Here is a 22283-nt window from a genome sequence, read left to right as displayed (position 1 = left end):
ACTACCTTCTATTCCAATTTTCTTTATGACTCTAAATTAATCTTTTCTTATCGACTCCACCAAGTTTTTTTAACTCTAATGACTCATTACTTAATGCCACGGAATAAGTATTTTTACTTGCAAATTACAAATTTTAAAAAATGAGAGGAATGATTTTTATGTTTAGTTTTTACGAAATGCAACATGTGATGGAAGCAAGAAAAATGGAATTAAATCAGCAAATGGAGAAAGTGTCATATGCACGTCAAGCAGGTATGAACAAAGATCAAATGAGTTTGTTAGAATTGATGAAAAAAGTGTTTAACGTTCGTACTAAATCTCGTCAGGCTGAATGTTGCGCTTAATCGCACAAAGATTCTTAAATTAACACCAAAATCGGCATCCAATTAGCATTACAATTGGATGCCGATTTTTCATTTTTATATTAAGTTTTCCTCTATTATTTTACGAATAAGTAATTTTATTGATTAATTTTTCGGCTGCTGCACTGGTTTAATAATGACTTCTGAAATAATTAGTCATCATCCTCAATTTGAGCATGATATATTTTGGAGAATAAACACCATATTCCGCATATGGCTAGTCCTACTATAGAAATCCATAAGGCGGTTCGGAATCCCAATTCATCGGCGATAAAACCGCCTAGTGGTGCACCAATTACAATCATACTACGATTGAATGATCTCATAGTAGCATTCATTCGACCTTGCATCCTTGCTGGAGTTATGGACTGTCGGAAACCCATTTCGAGTGGACTTTCTACCCCCATTCCAAAACCGTAAAGAAATTGACCGATAATGACCATAACTAGTGAAGTAGTCTGCATATTTCCGTCTATAGCTGGTGGTGCTAGGACCATAAAGATTACTGCTGGACCATACAAGATTCGTGAAAAGGTTATAACACGTCCGATACCAAAACGCCTACCCGCTTGTATTGATAGAGAGGTACCAATCACTGCGCCAATACCTGCTGCAGATAAGACAAATCCTAAATTAGACGGCTTGAATCCAAGTTCAATTATTGCGAACGTTACGAAAACGGTAATTAACATGCTATGGAAGAGAAACCAAACATGTGTATTTATTGCCAACGGACGAAGGTATTCGTGTCGATAAACCCATTGAAAACCTTCTTTTATTTGCACGCCCAATTTATCCTTCGAAACAATAACTGTGTTTTGATATTTTATTAACGACAACATAATGCCTGAGAAAATATAGGTCCCTGCATTCAGTAGGAGAGCGAACGGCGCACCAATCCCTGCGACTATTCCTCCTGCAAGTGCTGGCGCACTAGTTTCTGCGACGGCTGAACTTTGCCCTAATCGTGCATTTGCCTCCGTTAACATGGCGCGAGGTACTATTAGTGGCACAAGAGACTGTGATGCAACATCATGAAATAGTGACATAATTCCAAATAAAATCATGATGACAATTAGCCATCCGATACTAATCATATCGAACATTGCTAATAGACAAATTAAGATAAGTAAAATTCCTCTAGTAAGATCAGAGACTACTAATATGTATTTTCGGTTTGTCCGATCAACAATAACGCCGGCGACCAGCCCTAAAAGCATGTATGGTAACCACCTAGATGCAGAAATCCATCCAACATCAATTGTACTTCCACTTAGGTTAACTATTACTAAAATTTGTAGTGCAAGCGTAGTGATATATGCGCCAAAGTCAGAGATTGTTGAGACAATCCAAAAACGAGAAAAATCTTTATGCTTGAAAAGTTTCATCCATTCATGCCCCCTAAGCACAAAAATTTCACCCTATACGTTCTTTAACTTAGCTGCACCGTTACCGTTCTTTCTAGAAGTAAGAAGTGTCTATTTAGCTTTTGAATTTGATTCAAGCACCTAGAAGTTAAAGAACTATTTTAAAGGACATTCATTGTTTTAAAATCATTGCTTTCATTGGGTTATAGATTTCCAAATAAACATTTTGTAAATTGGAACAGTTAACAGCAATGACACGTATGTCGCTATTATAATCTCCTCCTAATTATTCAAATGCGATTTGAAACTCCACTTTTCACTACTAATTCGACACTCTTTCAACAAACACCTACTTATTAAAACTAATCTCTTTAGTTCAATAATAGAAAGGCTTAAATCTTTTAGATTAGCGAATAATTATTTTTGATGATGGCTAAATAGTTCTCGTAAGCTAAGATGGGAATGTATGGATGTTTTAACGTTTTAAACAAAATATTTTACCTTTTTGATAGGTTTTCTACTTTATATACGTATTAATAGGCAAGGTACCCAAAAATGATCAGGGAGAGGTTGAAGTGAAGATAACAAATGAAAACGTTGTACAACAAATAATCATTAAAAATGAAAAGACTATTCCTTATCTTATAAATAATTATGAAGGACTGCTAAATAGTATTATTCGACGATATTTGAATGGCAATCAACAAGATATTGAAGAATGTTTCGCAGATGTCTTAACGTCGATTTGGTTTCATATTGATTCATTTGATTCCACAAAAAATGAGTTCAAGCAATGGATTGCTGCAATCGCAAAATATCGAGCGATTGACTATATGCGCAAAACTGAAAAAACAAAGCAATTTGGAAGTAATTTTGGGTTTGATGAACATGTTTATACTCAGACAACAGTCGAGCCAAGTGGAGTTGATTTATCTACCATATTAAATACATTGAACGCTACGGAACGAGCGATATTTGAAAAGTATTACTTGGAGGGTGTTCCATCCAACGAAATTGCCAAGGAATACAAAGTAAAGCAGTCTTGGGTTCACAATAAGCTTTCCCGAGGTAGGAAAAAGTTGAAAACTATTTTAGTGAAGGGTGAGGTGTGAAGGATGTCCATTTTTAAAGATTTAAATGATGTAAAACTAAACGTAAGTGAGTTTGAAGAAATGCCACTCTCAGCAATGGAACGAAATCGCATTCAAAAAAAAGTGTTTAAAAAAATAGCATCAAAGAAGTCGATGAAGCAAAAGAAACATTCTTTTTTAATAGCTGCAGCTTCGTTAATTATCATTTCAAGTTTTACATTTAGTGCTACATTTCCAGCCTTAGCAACAAAGGTACCAATTATTAATAACATATTTGCATTATTCGGTAATGATGAAAATTATGTATTTGAGGAATATGATAATTATTCGACCGATATAGGGGTAACACGAGAAAGTAATGGCGTTAGTATTACGGCAACTAATGCCGTATATGATGGAGAAAATATTACAATTGCTTATACGATTACGAGTGAAAAAGATTTAGGAGAGAGACCTGTTTTAAAAGGAAAACTAATGGTAGAAGAATTCGGAGATCGTTATAAGGATACTGGATATTTTGAAAATTATATAGTAGAAAAAATCAATGACCATGAATACGCTGTTATCTATATCTATCAATTAATCAAAGGGTCTAAACCAGACGCCCTTCACCTTACATGGAAGGGAGATTCTGTCCTAAATTTGAATAATGCTTATCAAGAAACGTTAGGAAGTTGGTCTTTCCAATTTTCATTAGACATGTTAGATACTAAAACAAAAAAATATGTACCGAGTGAGGTCTTCTCTGAGGATAAAGGGATTGAAGTAGGCGTAACAAAATTAACGCAAACTCCCGTTTCCTCAACCATATATCTGTCGGAACTAGTGGATGAGCGGTTAGTTTCACAAGAAGAGGAAGAATTGCGAACTGTTTCAATCGATTACTTAATATCCGATAATTTAGGTAAAGAATACAAGTATGTTCATTACCGAGATACTGGTCATAGTACAGATTTTGATGTGAATCATAGGAGCTATCCAAGAATTACAACGAATGTAGTTGATGATGCAGCGACAACTCTTACCATAACACCAATCGTGCATGTGTATAGAGTGGCTAATCCTAATTCAAAAGGCGAGAGTCCTCTAGTGCCAGTTATGGAACCTTACGCTATTGAATCCATTCAAGTACCAATAAATAAGAATTAGGTTAAAGACACTATTCCCTTTAAGGTTCACCTAGCTTTTTGCTAGGTGGACCTTTTTTCTGTTTGAGCTTTATATTCACACCTATTTCAAATAAAACAATCCACCATTCACAATCTCCACTTTAATTTTTGCTTTGTATTGTTCGTTCATTGCTTTTTTCTCCATCTCGTAACATTCCGGTTTTTCTTCTACTCCTTCATAGAAATACTCCAAAACCTTTCGATCCTTTTGCCATCTCTTATTCGCTTCTTCTGCCCATGAATGATCATCGTTTTGAATATATTTATCAATGGCAGCGTCTAAACGTTCAAGGCCACGCACGGGTTTAATAAAATAATCCAATGTAAAAGCGCCATCAGACATAATCGTATCCAGCTTCAAATTAATGAGTGATTCTTGAAACTGATCCACTATTCGTCCTGTCATTAAATTAATGCCGAGTGAAAAGAGCATTTCTCTCGTCTGATCACTGTAATAAGAGACGAGATAATTCACGCCTAACCACGGCGTTAAAATAGTTTTTGTCACATGAGTGTGCGTTACTCTCTCAAACATCTGAACAAATGCACCTAGCTCATTTGTTACTTGGAAAATTTGATTGAGTCTCGGGGAACCAAAGTGAATGACTTCCCCTTTGACGTCTTCCGTTAATTTATTTTGATCGGTTATAAACGTTAGTTGAGTAGGATTTGGTTCTGCCCCTGTACTTTCTTGATATCTCCAATAAAACGGGCGATTCATAATTCGTTTATCCATATCCACGGTTAACTGCACAGTCATATAATGCGGATGTTTATTTAAAATGGGACAATCATTTTCTTTAAAAAAGTCATGTAAATAGCTATGAATTTGTTGGGGGTACATGAAAATCCTCCTCTCGATTCCCCTTTAACTCCTTAAATCGTTTGTTTGAATGACGATAGGATATCGTCTAAATTACCGACTGCTTTTTCAAAGACATCAATTTTAGTGTGAAGCAATTTTAAGATATCGTCTTCAATGGTGTTTTCAATGGCTAAATTGTAAATATGCACATCATGTTCCTGGCCTAGCCTGTGCACACGTCCAATTCGTTGTTCTAGCTTCATGGGATTCCAAGGCAAATCATAGTTGATGACATGGTGGCAAAATTGAAGATTAATTCCTTCCCCACCTGATTCAGTCGCAATGAGCACTTGCGCATGATTCTTAAATAAGTGCTTCATCCAATCTCGCTTGCTTTTCTTGAACTGACCATTGAATAGAACACTCGTAATTCCTTTTTGATGTAAAAACCACTGTAAATATACTTGGCTCGCTCGATATTCGGTGAAGAGAATGACTTTATCATTTGCCTGCTGGATTATTTCATACGCTTTTTCTGCTTTGGCATTGATCTCTAACACCATCAGTCTTTGAATAATTTCTTCTACATGGGCAATCTCTTGCGGTTCGGTACATTTTTGTCGCATTTTATTTAACGTTAAATAGGTCGCTTCTTTGCTGCTACACATTTCCTTTTGGAGTGTAATCATCGAGAAGGCACCCGAAAAAACAGGAGAGATATGTTTAAGCTCTAAAATTAAGTCGTACACTTCTTGTTCCGCTTGGGTAAACTGAACTGGAATGGTTTGCACCTTACGCGTAGTCCAATCGATCCCAGTGTCCTGCCTTCTATTTCGTACCATGACTTGATTCACTAGTTCTTTCAAATACTCATCATGTTCCCAGTTATGCTTGCTAGCAGAAAATGATGATTGGAATGTCTCGTAATTCCCTAGATGACCAGGTTTTAGTAATGAAATAAGATGAAATAATTCAAATACATTGTTTTGAATTGGCGTGGCTGTTAATAATAAACAAAACTTCTTCTTCAAACCTTGAACAAACTCGTAGTTTTTCGTTTTATGGTTTTTGAGTTTATGTGCTTCATCGATAATAATCATGTCGTAATCTTGTGCATAAATATGTTCTTTGTGCGGGCTTTTCTTCGCCGTATCCATACTCATCACAACTACATTGTAATGGTCTAATGACGTGTTTTTTCGATAAGGAATCGCCGGAATATAAAATTTCTGATTCAATTCTTCTGCCCATTGATTGATCAGTGAAGCCGGGGCTAATATGAGCGCTTTTTTCACAAGGCCACGAATGAGATATTCTTTTAATATCAAACCCGCTTCAATGGTTTTACCAAGACCTACTTCATCTGCTAAAATCGCTTTTCCATTCATTCGCTCAATGACCGTTTCCGCCACATCCAACTGATGTTCAAGTGGTGTTAGGTTCGGCAAATACTTCGGTGATTGCAACCCGCTAAAATCAGTAATTAAATTGGTTTTCACCACTTCATAATTCATCTGATAAAGTGTCCAGTTATCCCATGGTTCACGATTTTCTAACCGTTCGATTAAACCTTCTTTCCATTCGGATGACCTATCTATCATCATAAACTTCACCTCAAACATCGTTTTCTTTTTTATAATTTGTCCCAAAAAGAAGTTCCTATGTTTTTTTCGTGAAATAAATATAGGAAAGGGTAGTTGTTGAACACGTTCTTGGAAAAAATCTCGTTATAATACATGGATTTAACAAATAAAGGACGATCAATTCACTTTCGAATTGATCGTCCTTTTGTGTTGTATAGTAAGTTTTCACGTTTTTTATTCTTCAACAGGAACTTGTTTATACACTTGGTCTTTCTCTTCTTCCGTAACTTGTCTAATTGGTTTTTTAATAAATACTGTTAACGCTAAAGCGACTGCGGCAATGAATGTAGAGATGAAGAAGGTATAGTTGATTCCTTCCATTAGGGAAATATTCATTATTTCCGCTGGATTGGTACCGTTCTTCGCTAAATCACCGGCTGCAGAAGTTGCTCGTGTATTCATTACGGTTATTAATAGCGCTGAACCAATCGCTCCAGACACTTGCTGAAGTGTATTGTTCATGGCTGTCCCGTGTGGGTATGCTTTCATTGGTAAAGTGTTCAAACCGTTCGTCATAACTGGCATCATCACCATGGATATGCCTAACATACGAATGGTATAAAGGAACATGATATGAAGATACGTTGTTTCAACACTTAACTCACTAAAGTAATAAGTTGAGAGAGTAACAATTGCCATCCCTGTTATTGCGAGAACTTTTGCTCCGTATTTATCAAATAATTTACCAGTGACTGGTGACATAAAGCCCATCACTAACGCTCCTGGTAACATGAGTAACCCGGAATCGAATGGTGAGATTCCTTTGATCGTCTGTACATAAATCGGCATTAAAATCATAGCCGAGAACATGGAAATGGATAAGACAATTGAAATCGCAGATGACAAAGCAAACATCGGGTATTTGTAGATTCTAAATTCTAATAATGGCTCTTTTAATTTCAGTTGACGAAGAATGAATGTCACGAGTGATACGACACCAATCGTGATCGTCCCTAAAACATAGGGGTCACTCCATCCATTTTGTCCAGCCGCACTAAATCCATATAAGATTCCACCAAATCCTAAGCTTGATAGGACGAGTGAAGGTTTATCGAGCGAAATTTCTCTGTTTTGGAAGGTTAAATTCTTTAATTTAAAGATCCCTAATAATAATGGAATCAAAGCAATCGGTAAGACAACGAAGAACAGCACTCTCCATGAGTAATGTTCAACAATATAACCTGAAAGTGTTGGTCCAATAGCTGGAGCGACAATCATCACCAATCCAAATATCCCCATTGCCGCACCACGTTTTTCGACTGGAAACGCAACTAGCATGACGTTCATCAACAGCGGCATCATTAAAGCCGCACCCGCCGCTTGAACCATTCTAGCCCCAAGTAACACACCAAAAGTCGGTGCAAAACCTGCGATAATCGTTCCGAGTACAAATAATGACATCGCTAATATGAAAATCGATCTATTTGAAAAACGTTGAATGAAGTACGCACTCGCTGGAATTAAAATCCCATTCACTAACATATAACCTGTCACTAGCCATTGAACGATTGATGCATCTTTTATATTTAAATCTGTCATAATCGAAGGCAATGCGATATTTAATAGCGTTTGGTTAAAAATCGCCACAAATGCCCCTGTAAACAAAATGGCGATAATGCCATAAGGTGGTTTTTTCTGCTCTGTCATTTTTATTCCTCCGTACTACATCTATTGTTGATCACTTTTTATAAACCCCGTTTTTAATCAAATGAAGGTCGAGTGTATAGTTTTTAATGGATTCCTCCATCGATAAATCAAGTGCGAAAACTTGAATTAGATTTTGGAAAGTCACAGCTCTAATAATCTTCACAACATGAAACAATTCCGCCTCATGTTGAATGTTCAAAAGATCCATGTTCACTAACTTGGCTACTTCTGCAAATCGGCTGTTCCTTTTTTCTTCGGATATGCTTTTTGATATTGTATTTTCTATTCGATAATTCATATTTAAAAAAGCATTTTTGAAAAAATAGCGAAACTCTTTGTTTTGGATGCTCTCGAGCATCATCCTGTAAGATTCGATGAAGGTAGGAATAAGATCACCGTCTTTTTTCACTAAAATCGATCGAAATCTTTGATTGAGCGTACTTGAGTATTCTTCAAGCAAGAAGTAAAAAATGTCTTCCTTGTCTTCAAAGTATTGATAAAAGCTACCCCTTGGAATGGCAGCATCTTTGATGATATTAGCGATAGAAGCTTCTGCTAAAGGAGCGCGAGAAAATTCTTTCATCGCAGCAGAAATTAATGATTCTCTTTTTTCTTTTGGTAAATTAAAAAAGGTTTGCTTTGGCAACCTATAACACTCCCATCTACACATAAGTGACACCGTGTCATACTGCAAGATTTCATTATAAATGACACCTTGTCACATTGCAAATAAAATATGACAAGGTGTCATATTTCGGGAATAAAAAAAGGATTGCCCATATTAGGACAATCCTTTGATTGTTTAATGAATAACAGACAAGATTACTCTTCAGCTTATAAGTTATTAAAGAACACACGAATGACATCCGCTCCGCCAATGAAAGTTCCTAGAGAGCCCCCTAAGTTTGTTAGGACCACTACTAATAGGACTCGCGTGACTTTATTATGCCAAAATCCTTTGATCGAAAAAACATCTTCAGAAAGTGTTTCGAAATCACCGATGTTCGGTCTACGCACATACGCTTGTACAATTCCGGATACCCAACCCGCTGCGATTAATGGATGCAACGCTGTAAACGGTGCCGCCACAAACGCTGACAAGATGGCTAATGGATGACCAAGAGCAACAGCAGCTCCAATGGCTGCAAGTGTTCCTGTCCATAAAATCCATGCAATGGCTTGATCAAAACCTGCTGCCGGATTGGCAATGAACGTATAGGCGATCAGCGCAATAATCAGCAATGGAATCGCCCATCCAAGAATTTTAGGAACGATCGATTTAGGAGGTGTTTCAGACAAAGCTTTTAAATCATGTTCTTTATGGATTTCTTTTGTAATCCCTGGTACATGTGCTGCACCAAGTACGGCCACCACTTTATTGCCTGGTGCGTCTTTAATTTTTTGAGCTAGGTACTGATCACGTTCATCAATTAAAGGCTTTTTCAGTTTCGGAAAATGTTCCGTAAACTCCGCAAGAACTGCGTTCAACGTATCTTGCGTTTTCATTTTCTCCAGTTCATCTTCAGATATCGTTTCTTTACTGAAAATGCTAAAGAATATACCATTCAAAAGTTGCGCTTTCCCTGTCAGACCAAGATTGTGCCAAATTCGTGTAAAGGTGACTTGAATATTACGGTCAGCTAAAACAAGTTCTGCCCCAACATCCTTTGCCGATTCAATTCCTTGAATCATTTCTGCACCAGGCTTAATATCAAATTGTTTTGCTAAACGATTTTGGAAAGAAGAAATCGCTAAATTCATTAATAACAATGAAGCTTTCTTCTCTTTAATGACTTTAAAGATATCCGTCTCTTTCCACTTATTGTTATCCATAACCGACTGGTATCTCTGTGCATCCAATTCAATACATACCGAATCTGGTCTCTCAAGTTCGATGACCTCTTTTACTTCTTCAGCACTTTTTTTCGATACATGAGCTGTACCGATTAAAATTAATTCTTTTCCTTCTATATGGATCCGTGTGATATTTTCTTCCGGCATAATTGACTTCCTTCATAGAATGTATTTCTTTTTACGCAATCCGGTATTCCTTGATTACGAAAAGACTGTCTACTGTTAATAATGAAGTAGACTGTGAGAAATTTCAAACATCTTTTCAAGTGATTGTTGATATTCCTCAAAACAGCTGCGCTTTACACAGATCGATCTATAAAATATGCTCTTAGAAAGTAAGTAATTTAACCATTTGATCTCTTCCCACCGCACTAATTAGAAGTGGTAATCTTGGTCCACTATTTTCATTCAAGACTAGTTGATACGTATTTTGGAACAACTCTTTTTGACATACTCGCATTCTTTTTGCCCATCCCCTCTAATGCTTTCACCACAAAATACGTAGTCACAACTTCACGGAAGTTGCCCATATGAACTGAAGATGGACTAATCCCTGGCACATGTAAAGACTTCTTTTGTTGGGTGTTTCTCAATTAATTTTTCAGCTATTTGGTATGCCCAATGCATATCAGTCAACTCTTTTATAAAATGTTTAATCACTTCATGTTAGAAAATAAAAAAACTCTCACCTCTCAAGATTTTCATCTTGAGGGCGAGAGTTGAATTCACTGTACCACCTCAGTTTTGCTTATTGATTACTCAACAAGCCTTATCAGTTACGACAAATAATGAGATACCCTATCCCAATAACGGAGGAAACCGTCGTAGCATCCCTAAGAAATTCTTAGTTCCGTACGAAGCTCAGAGGTTTTATTCAATAAAAGTCACTTCCCCCCATTTTCAGCGTCCGGGGGTCTCTGTAAAGATTTGTTTTATCTTTACCCGACAGAACACTCCCACCTCAAGGAATGAAAAGGGCGAAGCCTAATGAGTAGGTGGGAGATGAATGTCGGTTGGCGGTAGCCAAAACTTTCCTCACGATGATACAATGAGAACAAACATTCGTATCGTTGGGGGTGGAAATTATGTTAGTTAATAAGGCATACAAATTCCGGATCTATCCAACCAAAGAACAAGAAATCCTCATTGCTAAAACAATTGGATGCAGTCGTTTCGTATTTAATCGCTTTTTAGGGAGATGGAACGATACTTACAAAGAAACTGGCAAAGGATTATCGTACCATTCTTGTTCGGCTGAATTAACACATTTAAAAAAGGAGTTCGTATGGCTAAAAGAAGTTGATAGCATTGCCCTTCAATCCTCACTTAAAAACCTGGCTGATTCCTATTCACGATTCTTCAAGAAACAAAATAAAGCACCACGCTTCAAGTCTAAAAAGAATAAGGTGCAATCCTACACAACGAAAGAAACAAATCATAACATTGCCATTGTAGATAACAAAATAAAATTACCGAAACTGGGTCTTGTTCGCTTTGCAAAAAGTCGTGAAGTAAAAGGTCGTATTATTCGTGCGACTATTAGACAAAATCCTAGTGGCAAATACTTTGTATCCATTTTGGCCGAAACAGTCGTTCAACCATTGGAGAAAACTGATTCATCTATTGGCATAGACTTAGGGATCACTGACTTTGCAATTTTTTCTGATGGTCGCAAGATTGACAATAATAAGTTCACATCAAAGATGGAAAAGAAACTAAAGCGTGAACAACGGAAACTTTCAAGACGTGCATTGAATGTTAAAAACAAGGGGATAAGCCTTCTTGATGCCAAAAACTATCAGAAGCAAAAGATAAAAGTCGCTAGATTGCACGAAAGAATCATGAACCAACGTGACGATTTCCTTAATAAATTAAGTACAGACATCATCAAAAACCACGATATTGTCTGTATCGAAGATTTGAATACGAAAGGAATGTTACGCAATCATAAGTTAGCAAAATCAATCTCTGATGTATCGTGGTCTGCTTTTGTATCGAAATTAGAATACAAGGCGAAATGGTATGGTAAAACCATCGTGAAAATAAGCAGATGGTTCCCGTCTAGTCAAATATGTTCCGATTGTGGACATCAGGATGGCAAGAAATCTCTTGAAATAAGGGATTGGACGTGTCCTGTTTGTCACGAACATCACAATAGAGATATAAATGCCAGCAAAAATATCCTAGCCGAAGGCTTAAGAACCTTATTTTTGTCTTAAACAAAAGGGTAGAACCGCAGGAATCTGCGGGGATAGCTTGGTCCATAAGAGAAGCCTCTGTTGACAAAGAAATACGTCAATAAGTACGCTCTGTTCCCAAGAATCTCCCACTTCAATCAGCACGTAAGGTCGATAAGTGGGGGTAGTTCAATTACTCGTCTCTTCATCGCTCGTTTAACTATTAATAATGATAGTAGCAAATTGATCTCTGTATTACAAACAAATTTGTAATAAGATGTTATACCTTTTGTGAATTGGTGATTTATTAAAACTATAATATAGGTTTATTGAAAACAAAAAGACGATTTAACCTATTTGCGGTTAAATCGTCTTTAACTTATTCATATGGATTTACACGATTTTTTCCAAGCTTACTCTTCTTCCATATCATCAGGGAAAACCACTGTTTCGAATACTTCACTTGTCGCTTCATCTTGTACATTTATTTCAACTTTTGTGTTTTCCGCATCTACACCATCAAACACTTGGTAATACATCCCCATCATGCCTAGCCCCATAGAAGCGAAGCCATCAAAGCTGTCTTCATAGAGCGCTTTATCAACAGTTAAGGTAAATGTCGAATACTCTTTGTTAGCAGTTACTTCACGTATTGATGGATAATCTTCAGTCACTAGTTCATCCATATACTCTTTAACGCCAACTTCCATTTCGCTCATCATTTCTTTGTGCTTATCTTTCGACATCTTATAAGTAACTGATCCATCAGCATTCTTTGTTGCCTCTTTAATACCATCAGCTTTAGCTTCAGCGATGGCTGTATCAATATCTTCCCCTTCAAAGAAGCTAGCAGGAAGAGTAACTTCTACATTGAAAAGGCCTTTATCTACGCCAACTGACTCGTCTTTCTCAGTCTTACTATCTGCAGCAACAGCTTCAGTTTTTTCTTTGTCCTTACTTTCTTTTTCAGTATCATTTGTAGATGAACATGCAGTTAAAACAAGCATACTCATCAAAATTAGTCCAAGTAACAGTTTTTTCACGTTAAAGCCTCCATTATGGGTGTATATTCTTAGAATGTCTTTACTAATTTCTTAAATAAAAAATAGTTAATTACCAAGTCCAGTTATAAACTTTAACTTTTACCTCTGTTGCTTTACCACTGATATCTTTCGGTAGCTCAGGGTATGTTAATTCAAAACCTGCTTTGCCCTCAGGGTTTAAGGAAACTTGAAGTGAACCTTCAAGGACTCCTAGCAATTTACCTTCAGCATCATACAGACCAGATGCAATACGGATATCATCTGATTTTTCTTCCGAATCGTTGATGATTGTCCCCGTAACTTTATATGGAGAATAGGCATATTCATCAGCTGATAAGTCTACTAACTTTGTTGCATCTGCTTTCAGCAACTGTGCTTCTTCTGATACCGTATCAAAATCAAGATTTAAAGACGCTTTAGCAAAATCAGTTTCAGCGTAACCATCTAATGTTGTAGATGTTGTAATATAGGCAGTTTCACCAGGTTGAATAATACCCGGAGTAGCAGATAACATTGTATCGGTACCTAGTACGGACCCATCTGCTCCTTCAAAGTTCACTTGAATATCGCCAATACTAGCTGCCTCTTCACCATTGTTTTTCACTTCAGCACTGTAGTGAACCCACACAGAATCAATCGAATCTGTCCATACTCCGTATGTTTCTTGGAATACTTCAATACTTGCCTCTGCTTTTACTTCTTCAGTTTGTTCTGTATTTGTCTGTGTTTCATTGTCGTCGACTTTTGTTGATGTAGTTGACTCTTCAGCTCCACATGCAGCTAAAAAACCAACACTTAAAAACGTTAATCCAAATAATAATTTTCTCAATTCTAATTCCCCCAATTCTTATCATTTATATGATAGCAACAGTAATAATAAAGCATTTAAGGTTTTTTACAATAACATTTCAGCGAAATAGAACTTTCACCCTAATTATTGAAATAATTGTAAATAATCTATTAATGATAAATGTTCTGATTAAAGTGCAAAAATAGACTTATTGTTTATTCCAATAAAACCTACCTTTAACGAAATTGCCTTTTATTGCATGAGAAAATCCCCTTAGAATAAATAAATTCTAGGGGATTTTCTCTTTAAGGTTATGTCGTTTTGCAAATGAATTTTAATTTCTATTCACGTTATTACTCTTGAATATATTCATCACTTTTGTACTCTAAAACGTCTCCAGGCTGACAGTCTAAAGCTTTGCAAATTCCTTCTAAAGTTGATAATCGAATCGCTTTTGCTTTTCCGTTTTTCAATATAGACAGATTCGCCATCGTTATTCCAACCCTGTCCGATAGTTCTGTTACACTCATTTTCCTTTTCGCCAACATCACATCAATATTAATTATAATTGCCATAGTTTTCACCTCAGACCATTAAGTCATTTTCTGATTTTATATCGATGGCTTCTTGTAGAAGTCTTTGAAGTACAGCAGCAAAGACAGCAATGACTAATGGAGCAAAAATCATCACCATTCCCACTAGTCCGAGACCAGGTGCGTCATCGATCTCTGCTAGTATAAAGACGAATGGAAGGGCTAGTACATACAAGCCACTCATGATAAGAGCACTATTTTTAATTTTCTTTAAAGCCCTTACTGATAACTCGGAGAAAGCTTGGTTTTTGTCAATATAGCTTAAGAGGTTAAAAGATTGATACAAAGCAAAGTAAAATGGGATCGTGGAAACATACATGATTAATAGAATGCCATACACCACATATGCAATATCCGAACCTCTTTCAGCTGCTTCATTAGCTTCAGTCGCAATCTGAGGCAACAAAAAGATACACAAAGCCAGAACCGGAATACCAATAAAAATGACAGCTATCTTTAAAAAGAGTGTTGTTCCGCGTTTCATAAAAAGCACCTCACTAATTTATTTTCAATTTGATTTTAACAGGCAATTTATCGTTTTACAATAAATTATTGTTGTATTTAATTTTATTCTTATTGTTATTTAAATATTCATTACATTTTTAAAAAAAAAAAAACATTTCTCATGACAAAGAAATGTTCTGTAGCTTGTACTTATTTAATTTCAAACCAGAGTGAATTTTTAATTAGCCAATCCTTCTTTAAGAACCGACGTTACGATATGCAACGAATCCCACTCACCCATTGAAAAGTACAAAATAGGATATTTTTGAGGGAAGAGGATTTTATTGATTTGTTTAGGTTGAAAGCCTTTATGATGGAGATCAAAAATTTCACTTTGTAGTTCAAGCAAATAATCGAGTTTACGATTGAGATTGTCTCTGCCGTTCTTTAAATATCCTGCATGATTGCAAAATACCTCATCGAAATCGTAGACAAGGACTCGTTTCAGGGAATTGATTTGCGTTGGAATGCTTTCATCTCGAAGAACTACTTTTGTCCGATCCTGACAATATAGGTCGCCGGTGAATAGTTGTCCTGTTTCTTTATTCAAAAAAGCCATATGATCTGCCGCATGGCCAGGAGTGTGAATAGACTCCCATGTTGCCCCTCTATTCGTAAAAGTACTCATCATCGGCTTCGCTTGAAATGGATCTCGCTTCCCCCAGAATACCTTCCTATACAACGGATAGTTCGCTTTAGACTGACAGCTTTTGATAAATTGCTCATTCATATAAATTGGTTTTCCTAACTGCTCTAGATAAGCCGCTCCACCCGTGTGGTCTTCATGATGATGGGTGATCATAACTTGATCGATTTCGTGTTGGTCAAAGAATGGGCGGAATTCCTTTTCGAGTGACTTTGCACCTGTATCAATTAAGATGCCGTCCAACAAAAAGCTGTACACATTTAGCTTTACGCCTTGAAATGCGATGGTGCCGTTAATCATTTGAACACCATTTTGTTCGGACTGCTCCACCTTTTTCTTAAAAATCATGAATCCCGCTCCCTTTAAAAAACCTTCTGTTTAGAAGACTTTATCATAAAATGAATGAGTATTCACATTAATAATATGGCATCTAACTTTACATAGGGCAGAATAGCGTAGTTTAAGTTCCAAGTAAAAGAACAAAATAAGTAACGCCGTAAATAGGAATTGCAAGGGAAGTAATGACAAACATGGTCATCTCGCCTTTAGAAAGTTTTCTTTTCCACTTAGTTAGTTTGAGTTGTCTGTGAAAAATAATGCTTGAAATAAATAGCAAAAGAGATGTTAAATCTTGAAGGGATTCAAAAAATGTGACCACGTCATTTCATCCTTTCCTTTTCAAGCTGACGAGATTTTTTATTTCTCTCAAATCAATTCTTTAGCACTGAAATTTCCATCTGAATTATACCGATAATTAAAACCCTTATTTATATATTTTTACAATAATTTGGTATCCTTTATTTTTTGAAATTTTCTCTACATGAATATGATTTGCTAAGACAAACTAATACGAACCAAAATAAGAAAGGATGATGCATTGTGGGCAGAGATGATAACAAATCCCATAGTAATAGCAAACAAACTTTACCTCAGTCTCCAAAAAGCCTAAAAATTGCACCTGGTCGTATTAAAGAAGAAACTGCTAGTGAGTTTGCAGAAATAGGAACCAAGGCTTTGAAAGTTCTAAATGAATCCAGTCAACAAAAAATCGCTCCAGATAATATTAAAGCAGAACTCGCTCGCGAATTTGCAGAGATCGGTTCCAGATCGTTGAGAGGTAAAAGAACAGCGATCCAATATACATCTAAGAAAGAGTAGCTAGGAAATAAAATTGCACCCACCAAACTTTTAGTGTGTATTGGTTGGGTGCATTCCAACATTAAATGCAGTTTTTCAATATTGAAATTTACATATTTTATGTTTGAAGGAACATTCATTTTACTTTCGGATTTGAATAAAGTTAATCGTGCTGATTTGTAAAAAGCTTTGACATGCGAGTGGATATGTTATAAATTACCCTATAGACGAACATTTTTAAAAAACAAAACTTTAATATTCGGATTTAGAGGTGTAAATGATGGAAAACGTATTTGATTACGAAGATATTCAATTAATTCCAGCGAAGTGCGTAGTAAATAGTCGTTCTGAATGTGATACAACGGTGACTTTAGGTAAACATACGTTTAAGTTGCCTGTAGTCCCTGCCAATATGCAGACTATTATTGATGAAACGATTGCGATTTACTTAGCAGAAAAAGGTTACTTTTATATCATGCACCGTTTTCAACCAGAGAAACGCATCGCTTTCATTCAAGATATGCAGTCTCGTGGATTAATAGCTTCTATTAGCGTTGGCGTGAAAGAGGAAGAATACGCCTTCATACAACAGTTAGCTACTGAACAACTTGTACCTGAGTTCATTACGATTGATATTGCACATGGCCATTCCAATGCAGTAATCGAGATGATTCAGCACATCAAGAAACATTTACCTGAGAGTTTTGTGATTGCAGGGAATGTCGGAACGCCTGAAGCAGTAAGAGAATTGGAACATGCTGGTGCGGATGCAACTAAAGTGGGTATCGGACCAGGAAAAGTTTGTATCACGAAGATTAAAACTGGATTCGGAACTGGCGGTTGGCAATTAGCGGCGCTTCGTTGGTGTGCAAAAGCAGCAACGAAGCCAATTATTGCAGACGGCGGCATCCGTACTCATGGAGATATTGCGAAATCGGTCAGATTTGGTGCATCCATGGTCATGATTGGTTCCTTATTTGCTGGACATGAAGAGTCTCCAGGTGAAACATTCGAGAAAGATGGGAAACTCTTTAAAGAATATTTCGGTTCAGCTTCGGAATTCCAAAAAGGTGAAAAGAAAAATGTAGAAGGCAAGAAAATGTTTGTCGAGCATAAAGGTGCTTTAGAAGATACATTGATCGAAATGGAACAAGATCTTCAATCATCTATTTCCTATGCAGGTGGCAACACATTAGAAGCCATTACTACGGTAGACTATGTAATCGTTAAGAATTCGATCTTTAACGGGGATAAAGTATATTAAAAATAACTGTAGACATCCAAAGTTCATCATTGAATAAAAGATATTTTAACCACTAATCGTATCACTAACAACATACAAAAGTAGCGGCAGAAGATTCATTTCATTCGGCCGCTATTTTTGTATTTGGTTATACCTACTCCATCGTCATAATTACTATTTTTTACATATAAACGCTCTTCATTCATTAAGATATCCAGTAAAGTTTGATCCTCTATAGCTTCGAGAATAGTTTTACCCTTTCTTATAATTTCTTGCCCTTCTAAACCCAAACATTCTAATGATATTCCTTTCCTAATAGCAGCTAATTGTTTATACGAGGAGTTTGATTTACAAATATTTATTAATGAATCAAGAGTATTTATGGCATCTTGATAATCTTCATTTTTTATTAGTAACAACGACATATTTAGCTTTATATTAATTTCTAATTTATATGTGTCTTGAAATTCTTTATATTTTTTGAGATTTTTAATTGCATGATAAGTGATTTCTAAAGCAGTATCTATAGGGAAAAGAAAAAGAATCGAATTTAATAGTTGAATTTCTTTAATATACCACCCATCATACTTTGAAAGTCGGCTCCATATATTTTCAACTTTTAAACGTATTATATGCATATCCTTCGCTTCAATAAGAAGCAGTAATGCCTCGCAAATACTTTTTATGTCCCTTAATAATATGTCCTCTTTATCTACTAAATAGGTATCTATACTTAAAATCAACTCATTTAACTTAGCTGGATTATTATAAGTCATTTTAAAGAACCGATTGCATAGTTCATCCTTTTTAATATATTGATAGCCATTTTTTATGTAATTGAACTCTTCATGGGATATATCTAGTTTTTCTAACAAGGAAATATATGAACTATACATTATATCCATTTTATTAAGCTCAAATTTAGAGTATGCACTTTGGCTCAAAATATCTTTTGCTATGTAATGCTGTGAAATTCCTTTATTTTTACGTATTTTTTTAAAATATACACCGATTTTCACGTCCTCGACAACTCCATCCATAATGAAATAGTCAGATACGACTTATTTGTTAAATATATCACATTATAGGATAAATTTGTATTTAATAAGAGAGGAGGGTTAGAATGACAGAAATCTTACAAATTCTTTTAGATGCATGGTTTATTGGAGGAGGATGAATTTATTTTTCTCTCAATTGTTCTTTATCATACTAAAAATCTATTTACTTTAATTATTAGGAGGAATTTCATATGAAAAAGATATTACCTACTTTAATTTGTTTTACCTTCCTATCACTCCAGTTCCTAGTTCCTGTTAGTGCAGCACCAAATGATATCGCATCCATCAAAATTGAAAATGTTAGTACACGCATTTTTACTGACAAGTCTGGTCAAAAGGTTTTGGAAAAGATATCTAAAAACAAGCAAGGTGATATAATTGAAGTCTCTGTCGAAAAAGGGGAATATGCTACGGCAGTAAATACAGGTGACTTTTCTACCCAGGCTGTTGTGTATTATGCCGCATCTCGAAGTACAGTTTCTTCAAGATTAGAATTTGGTTGGGCGCAACTTAGAATCTACGCTAACGGATTCTCTGATTCATATACAAGTAGTTCTAAAACTTCAAAGAAGGCAATTGATAAAATTAGTGTAAATACTACTCTTCTCATGAATGGCTCAGTAGAAGATCAGGATACGGATAATAGAACAAATTCTTCTTTTGCAAATACTTCTGCAGCACAACAAAGTTGGATGGTTCCTACAGCTCCACAATATTCTCGTAGCAGTCACGCATATCATCATTCTGGGGCAAATAGTGTATATCATAGTACAGAGGCTAAACGATAATTAATTTCATTTATATTAAATTTTAATCAAATATTGAGTATGAAAATCTGTATGATTTTCATACTCTATGAGGTGTTAATATTTGAAAAAACAAATCTTGCTAATTTTTATCCCACTATTAATATTAAGTGGATGTTTAAAAGAAGAATCTTATGAAGAAACTTATCAGTCTCACGAACAACCCATGGCAGAATTTGAAGAAGTTTATACACTTGGACTTTATGATGGAGATACTTTTGAAAAAGAGCGAACTTTTAATATCAAGGATGATTCCTTTACAAAAAGTGTAGTATTAGGAAATAAAACTAGTAAAAATAGTTCTTTTATTCTTTTGATCTTTGACCATGGTGAGCAGCTTGAATTCAGTGTTAGTAATGGCGAACCTACTATCAACCACAGTTTTGAAATAATGGCAGGTGAATATAAGGAGCTTAAAGTTTCATTTCAGGATCTTGATGACGGCTTCCATTCTATTACATATGTAGTTTTGCCTAACCCTGAAAAATTACCAGATGATTATGAAACGGCAGTTTCTCTAGCAGATATATTTTCAATTAGGGTGAACTTATTGAAAAATATTGATAATATAACTGATGAGAGACCTGCATTGTATACAGACGCATTAATTAGTGAAGATAGAAAAATTCATGGTGTATTTTTAAGTAGCAGAGAAAACTTATATGAAGCTTTGTATAAAGAAAATATGGAAGGCAATAATTTTTCTTACAATTTAATTTATGGTAATTCGAATTCCGAGTCCTTAGACTTTTATATCGTAGGATTATTGAACTTCAAGCAAACTCTAATTAGCGGGAAAAACAAGTATATATACGACAATCTTAAACCTGGTGAGGAAAAATCTATTCCAATAGAATTTAAAGAGTCGTTAAAAGAAAGAAATAATTCGCTTCAATTTCTAATGATAACCACACCATTTAATCCTATAACACAACAAAAACCTTTTCTTCTACAAGATCCGTTAGCAAGCAATAGAATGGTATTAATAAAATAGATCGGCGAGAAAATGTTTGTAGAGCATAAAGGTGCCTTAGAAGATACATTGATCGAAATGGAACAAGATCTTCAATCATCTATTTCCTATGCAGGTGGCAACACATTAGAAGCCATTTACTACGGTAGACTATGTAATCGTTAAGAATTCGATCTTTAATGGTGATAAGGTATATTAAGAATTTCTCCCAATGTACTATGGGATTTATTGAATGAAATGCCGCTAAGGGATAAATCAATCCATCATTATATTCATATTGAACTGAAATCACTATTTTAACAACAAAAATAGACCATCAAATAGCATTCAAATTGATGGTCTTTTTTAATGTTTTCGGTAGGAAGGAATTGCTATCTGAGACCATCCTTTTTGCTAGTCTACTAATAACTATAGCAATAGCAATATTTATAAGAATAAAATAACAGTAATTTATGCCGTTCGACCTTCGACATCCACTTCAATATTTCCTTCAAGAGCTCTTGAATATGGACATACTTTATGTGCGGCTTCCACCAAATGTTTGGCTACATCCTTTTCTACATCCCGAACCAAAACATCCAGTCTGACGGATAGTGAATAGCCTTCATCACCTTGATGCAACGTGACGTGAGCCGTCACTTCCGATCCACCGTGTTTGATTTTTTCCTTTCCTGCCACCAAATTCAGAGCTGAATCGAAACAAGCAGCATAGCCTGCCGCAAAAAGTTGTTCTGGATTCGTTGTATCTTTTTTTACACCTGGCATTGCCAGCGCTAAATCCAACACGCCATCCTCTGATTGGACTCGGCCCTCCCGTCCACCAGTAGCCGTAACTGTCGCTGTAAAAAGTTCTTTCAAATAAATTCCCTCCTCGTTTTATTGTGATCTACTCATGTATTATGTGAATTTGGACCAATCCCATTCACATTACGTATTAATCCCCATTTTTTATTTTTATTGGCTGGTCTATAGGATACTTTTAAACTGAACTCAATTTATTGAAAAAAACCAAGCAAGTGTAGAATCCACTTACTTGGCTTTTAAACCGAGCACTATGTTCATCATGATTGGAAATCTTTCATTACAATAACGGGGTTGGTTCACCAACACTGTAAATTTGCAATGAATGCATCGCTCTGGTGCAAGCCGTGTAGAAAACTCTTCGAAGGCTCTCATCTCCGTATACATCCTTGGATGCGTCATATATGATGACCGCGTCGAATTCAATACCTTTGGACAAATAGGATGGGATGACGACAACTCCTTGTTCATATTCATCCGAGCCTTTCTTCAATAACTGTAAATGTCAATCTAAACATGTACACTTTCGCTTGTTTAAAGATGCACAAAATTACTCGTTTTCTTTATCCAAATG

At 35.8% G+C, this 22283-nt stretch carries 22 protein-coding genes and 3 pseudogenes; 9 read left to right on the top strand and 16 right to left on the bottom strand.

Features of this window, described 5'->3' with window-relative positions; translation table 11 throughout:
* Positions 1-158 precede the first annotated feature (158 nt).
* Positions 159-344, top strand: a complete 186-nt coding sequence (locus tag ACHUE4_RS15080) for a hypothetical protein (RefSeq protein WP_394191507.1) — start codon at positions 159-161, stop codon at positions 342-344.
* Between the two features lie 170 nt (positions 345-514).
* Here the strand turns inward: ACHUE4_RS15080 and ACHUE4_RS15075 are convergent, their stop codons facing one another.
* Positions 515-1750, bottom strand: a complete 1236-nt coding sequence (locus ACHUE4_RS15075) for an MFS transporter (protein ID WP_394191505.1) — start codon at positions 1748-1750, stop codon at positions 515-517.
* A 554-nt stretch (positions 1751-2304) separates the two neighbouring features.
* On the opposite strand from ACHUE4_RS15075, the gene ACHUE4_RS15070 reads away from it, so the two are divergent.
* Positions 2305-2841 (top strand): sigma-70 family RNA polymerase sigma factor, encoded by a 537-nt coding sequence (locus ACHUE4_RS15070; protein ID WP_394191503.1) that lies wholly within the window; start codon positions 2305-2307, stop codon positions 2839-2841.
* 3 nt (positions 2842-2844) lie between these two features.
* Positions 2845-3969, top strand: coding sequence for a DUF4179 domain-containing protein (locus ACHUE4_RS15065; protein WP_394191501.1), 1125 nt, complete (start codon positions 2845-2847; stop codon positions 3967-3969).
* A gap of 81 nt (positions 3970-4050) precedes the next feature.
* On the opposite strand, the gene ACHUE4_RS15060 is transcribed toward ACHUE4_RS15065, so the two are convergent.
* From ACHUE4_RS15060 to ACHUE4_RS15035, 6 genes and pseudogenes are all read right to left on the bottom strand, one after another.
* Entirely contained in the window at positions 4051-4833 is a 783-nt protein-coding gene (locus ACHUE4_RS15060) for a YqhG family protein (protein WP_394191500.1), read from the bottom strand.
* Positions 4834-4865: 32 nt separating this feature from the next.
* Positions 4866-6398: a DEAD/DEAH box helicase gene (locus ACHUE4_RS15055; protein WP_394191498.1), complete on the bottom strand. Its 1533-nt coding sequence runs from the start codon at positions 6396-6398 to the stop codon at positions 4866-4868.
* Positions 6399-6611: 213 nt separating this feature from the next.
* Positions 6612-8084 carry an MDR family MFS transporter gene (locus ACHUE4_RS15050; protein WP_394191496.1) on the bottom strand — a complete coding sequence of 491 codons (1473 nt, stop codon included), beginning with the start codon at positions 8082-8084 and terminating at the stop codon, positions 6612-6614.
* A 31-nt stretch (positions 8085-8115) separates the two neighbouring features.
* On the bottom strand, positions 8116-8730 hold the full coding sequence (locus tag ACHUE4_RS15045; RefSeq protein ID WP_394191494.1) for a TetR/AcrR family transcriptional regulator: 615 nt from the start codon (positions 8728-8730) through the stop codon (positions 8116-8118).
* A 188-nt stretch (positions 8731-8918) separates the two neighbouring features.
* Positions 8919-10085, bottom strand: coding sequence for a TraB/GumN family protein (locus ACHUE4_RS15040; protein ID WP_394191492.1), 1167 nt, complete (start codon positions 10083-10085; stop codon positions 8919-8921).
* A gap of 266 nt (positions 10086-10351) precedes the next feature.
* Positions 10352-10565: pseudogene (locus ACHUE4_RS15035) on the bottom strand (lysine--tRNA ligase); the annotation flags it as partial.
* Positions 10566-11023: 458 nt separating this feature from the next.
* Here ACHUE4_RS15035 and tnpB point away from each other — a divergent pair.
* A complete protein-coding gene (tnpB, locus tag ACHUE4_RS15030; protein ID WP_394191490.1) occupies positions 11024-12157 on the top strand; it encodes an IS200/IS605 family element RNA-guided endonuclease TnpB in 1134 nt (377 codons plus the stop codon).
* Positions 12158-12528: 371 nt separating this feature from the next.
* On the opposite strand, the gene ACHUE4_RS15025 is transcribed toward tnpB, so the two are convergent.
* The 6 genes from ACHUE4_RS15025 to ACHUE4_RS15000 all read right to left on the bottom strand — a co-directional run bounded on the left by ACHUE4_RS15025 (position 12529) and on the right by ACHUE4_RS15000 (position 16349).
* Positions 12529-13158, bottom strand: coding sequence for a hypothetical protein (locus ACHUE4_RS15025; protein ID WP_394191486.1), 630 nt, complete (start codon positions 13156-13158; stop codon positions 12529-12531).
* A 70-nt stretch (positions 13159-13228) separates the two neighbouring features.
* Positions 13229-13987 carry an FxLYD domain-containing protein gene (locus tag ACHUE4_RS15020; RefSeq protein WP_394191484.1) on the bottom strand — a complete coding sequence of 253 codons (759 nt, stop codon included), beginning with the start codon at positions 13985-13987 and terminating at the stop codon, positions 13229-13231.
* Between the two features lie 314 nt (positions 13988-14301).
* Positions 14302-14523, bottom strand: coding sequence for a helix-turn-helix domain-containing protein (locus tag ACHUE4_RS15015; protein WP_394191482.1), 222 nt, complete (start codon positions 14521-14523; stop codon positions 14302-14304).
* A gap of 10 nt (positions 14524-14533) precedes the next feature.
* Entirely contained in the window at positions 14534-15025 is a 492-nt protein-coding gene (locus ACHUE4_RS15010; RefSeq protein ID WP_394191480.1) for a DUF2975 domain-containing protein, read from the bottom strand.
* Between the two features lie 198 nt (positions 15026-15223).
* On the bottom strand, positions 15224-16039 hold the full coding sequence (locus tag ACHUE4_RS15005) for an MBL fold metallo-hydrolase (protein WP_394191478.1): 816 nt from the start codon (positions 16037-16039) through the stop codon (positions 15224-15226).
* Positions 16040-16151: 112 nt separating this feature from the next.
* On the bottom strand, positions 16152-16349 hold the full coding sequence (locus ACHUE4_RS15000) for a hypothetical protein (protein WP_394191476.1): 198 nt from the start codon (positions 16347-16349) through the stop codon (positions 16152-16154).
* A gap of 221 nt (positions 16350-16570) precedes the next feature.
* Between ACHUE4_RS15000 and ACHUE4_RS14995 the strand changes: the two genes are divergently transcribed.
* Both ACHUE4_RS14995 and guaC read left to right on the top strand, forming a co-directional pair.
* Positions 16571-16849 (top strand): hypothetical protein, encoded by a 279-nt coding sequence (locus ACHUE4_RS14995; RefSeq protein ID WP_394191474.1) that lies wholly within the window; start codon positions 16571-16573, stop codon positions 16847-16849.
* Positions 16850-17108: 259 nt separating this feature from the next.
* Entirely contained in the window at positions 17109-18092 is a 984-nt protein-coding gene (gene guaC, locus ACHUE4_RS14990) for a GMP reductase (protein WP_394191472.1), read from the top strand.
* A 95-nt stretch (positions 18093-18187) separates the two neighbouring features.
* On the opposite strand, the gene ACHUE4_RS14985 is transcribed toward guaC, so the two are convergent.
* A complete protein-coding gene (locus ACHUE4_RS14985) occupies positions 18188-19090 on the bottom strand; it encodes a helix-turn-helix domain-containing protein (protein WP_394191470.1) in 903 nt (300 codons plus the stop codon).
* A 230-nt stretch (positions 19091-19320) separates the two neighbouring features.
* On the opposite strand from ACHUE4_RS14985, the gene ACHUE4_RS14980 reads away from it, so the two are divergent.
* The 3 genes and pseudogenes from ACHUE4_RS14980 to ACHUE4_RS14970 all read left to right on the top strand — a co-directional run.
* Positions 19321-19917, top strand: a complete 597-nt coding sequence (locus tag ACHUE4_RS14980; RefSeq protein WP_394191468.1) for a hypothetical protein — start codon at positions 19321-19323, stop codon at positions 19915-19917.
* An 82-nt stretch (positions 19918-19999) separates the two neighbouring features.
* Positions 20000-20929, top strand: coding sequence for a hypothetical protein (locus tag ACHUE4_RS14975; RefSeq protein WP_394191467.1), 930 nt, complete (start codon positions 20000-20002; stop codon positions 20927-20929).
* A gap of 3 nt (positions 20930-20932) precedes the next feature.
* Positions 20933-21107: pseudogene (locus ACHUE4_RS14970) on the top strand (GMP reductase); the annotation flags it as partial.
* Between the two features lie 251 nt (positions 21108-21358).
* On the opposite strand, the gene ACHUE4_RS14965 reads toward ACHUE4_RS14970, so the two are convergent.
* Both ACHUE4_RS14965 and ACHUE4_RS14960 read right to left on the bottom strand, forming a co-directional pair.
* Positions 21359-21766, bottom strand: coding sequence for an organic hydroperoxide resistance protein (locus ACHUE4_RS14965; RefSeq protein WP_394191465.1), 408 nt, complete (start codon positions 21764-21766; stop codon positions 21359-21361).
* A 223-nt stretch (positions 21767-21989) separates the two neighbouring features.
* A pseudogene (locus tag ACHUE4_RS14960) lies at positions 21990-22211 on the bottom strand (ATP-binding domain-containing protein); the annotation flags it as partial.
* Between the last annotated feature and the right edge of the window lie 72 nt (positions 22212-22283).

This window comes from Paenisporosarcina quisquiliarum (genome assembly GCF_043641925.1).
GTDB lineage: Bacteria > Bacillota > Bacilli > Bacillales_A > Planococcaceae > Paenisporosarcina > Paenisporosarcina quisquiliarum_A.
Note: the sequence above shows the minus strand (reverse complement) of the source record. Positions and strands in the feature narration are given on the sequence as shown.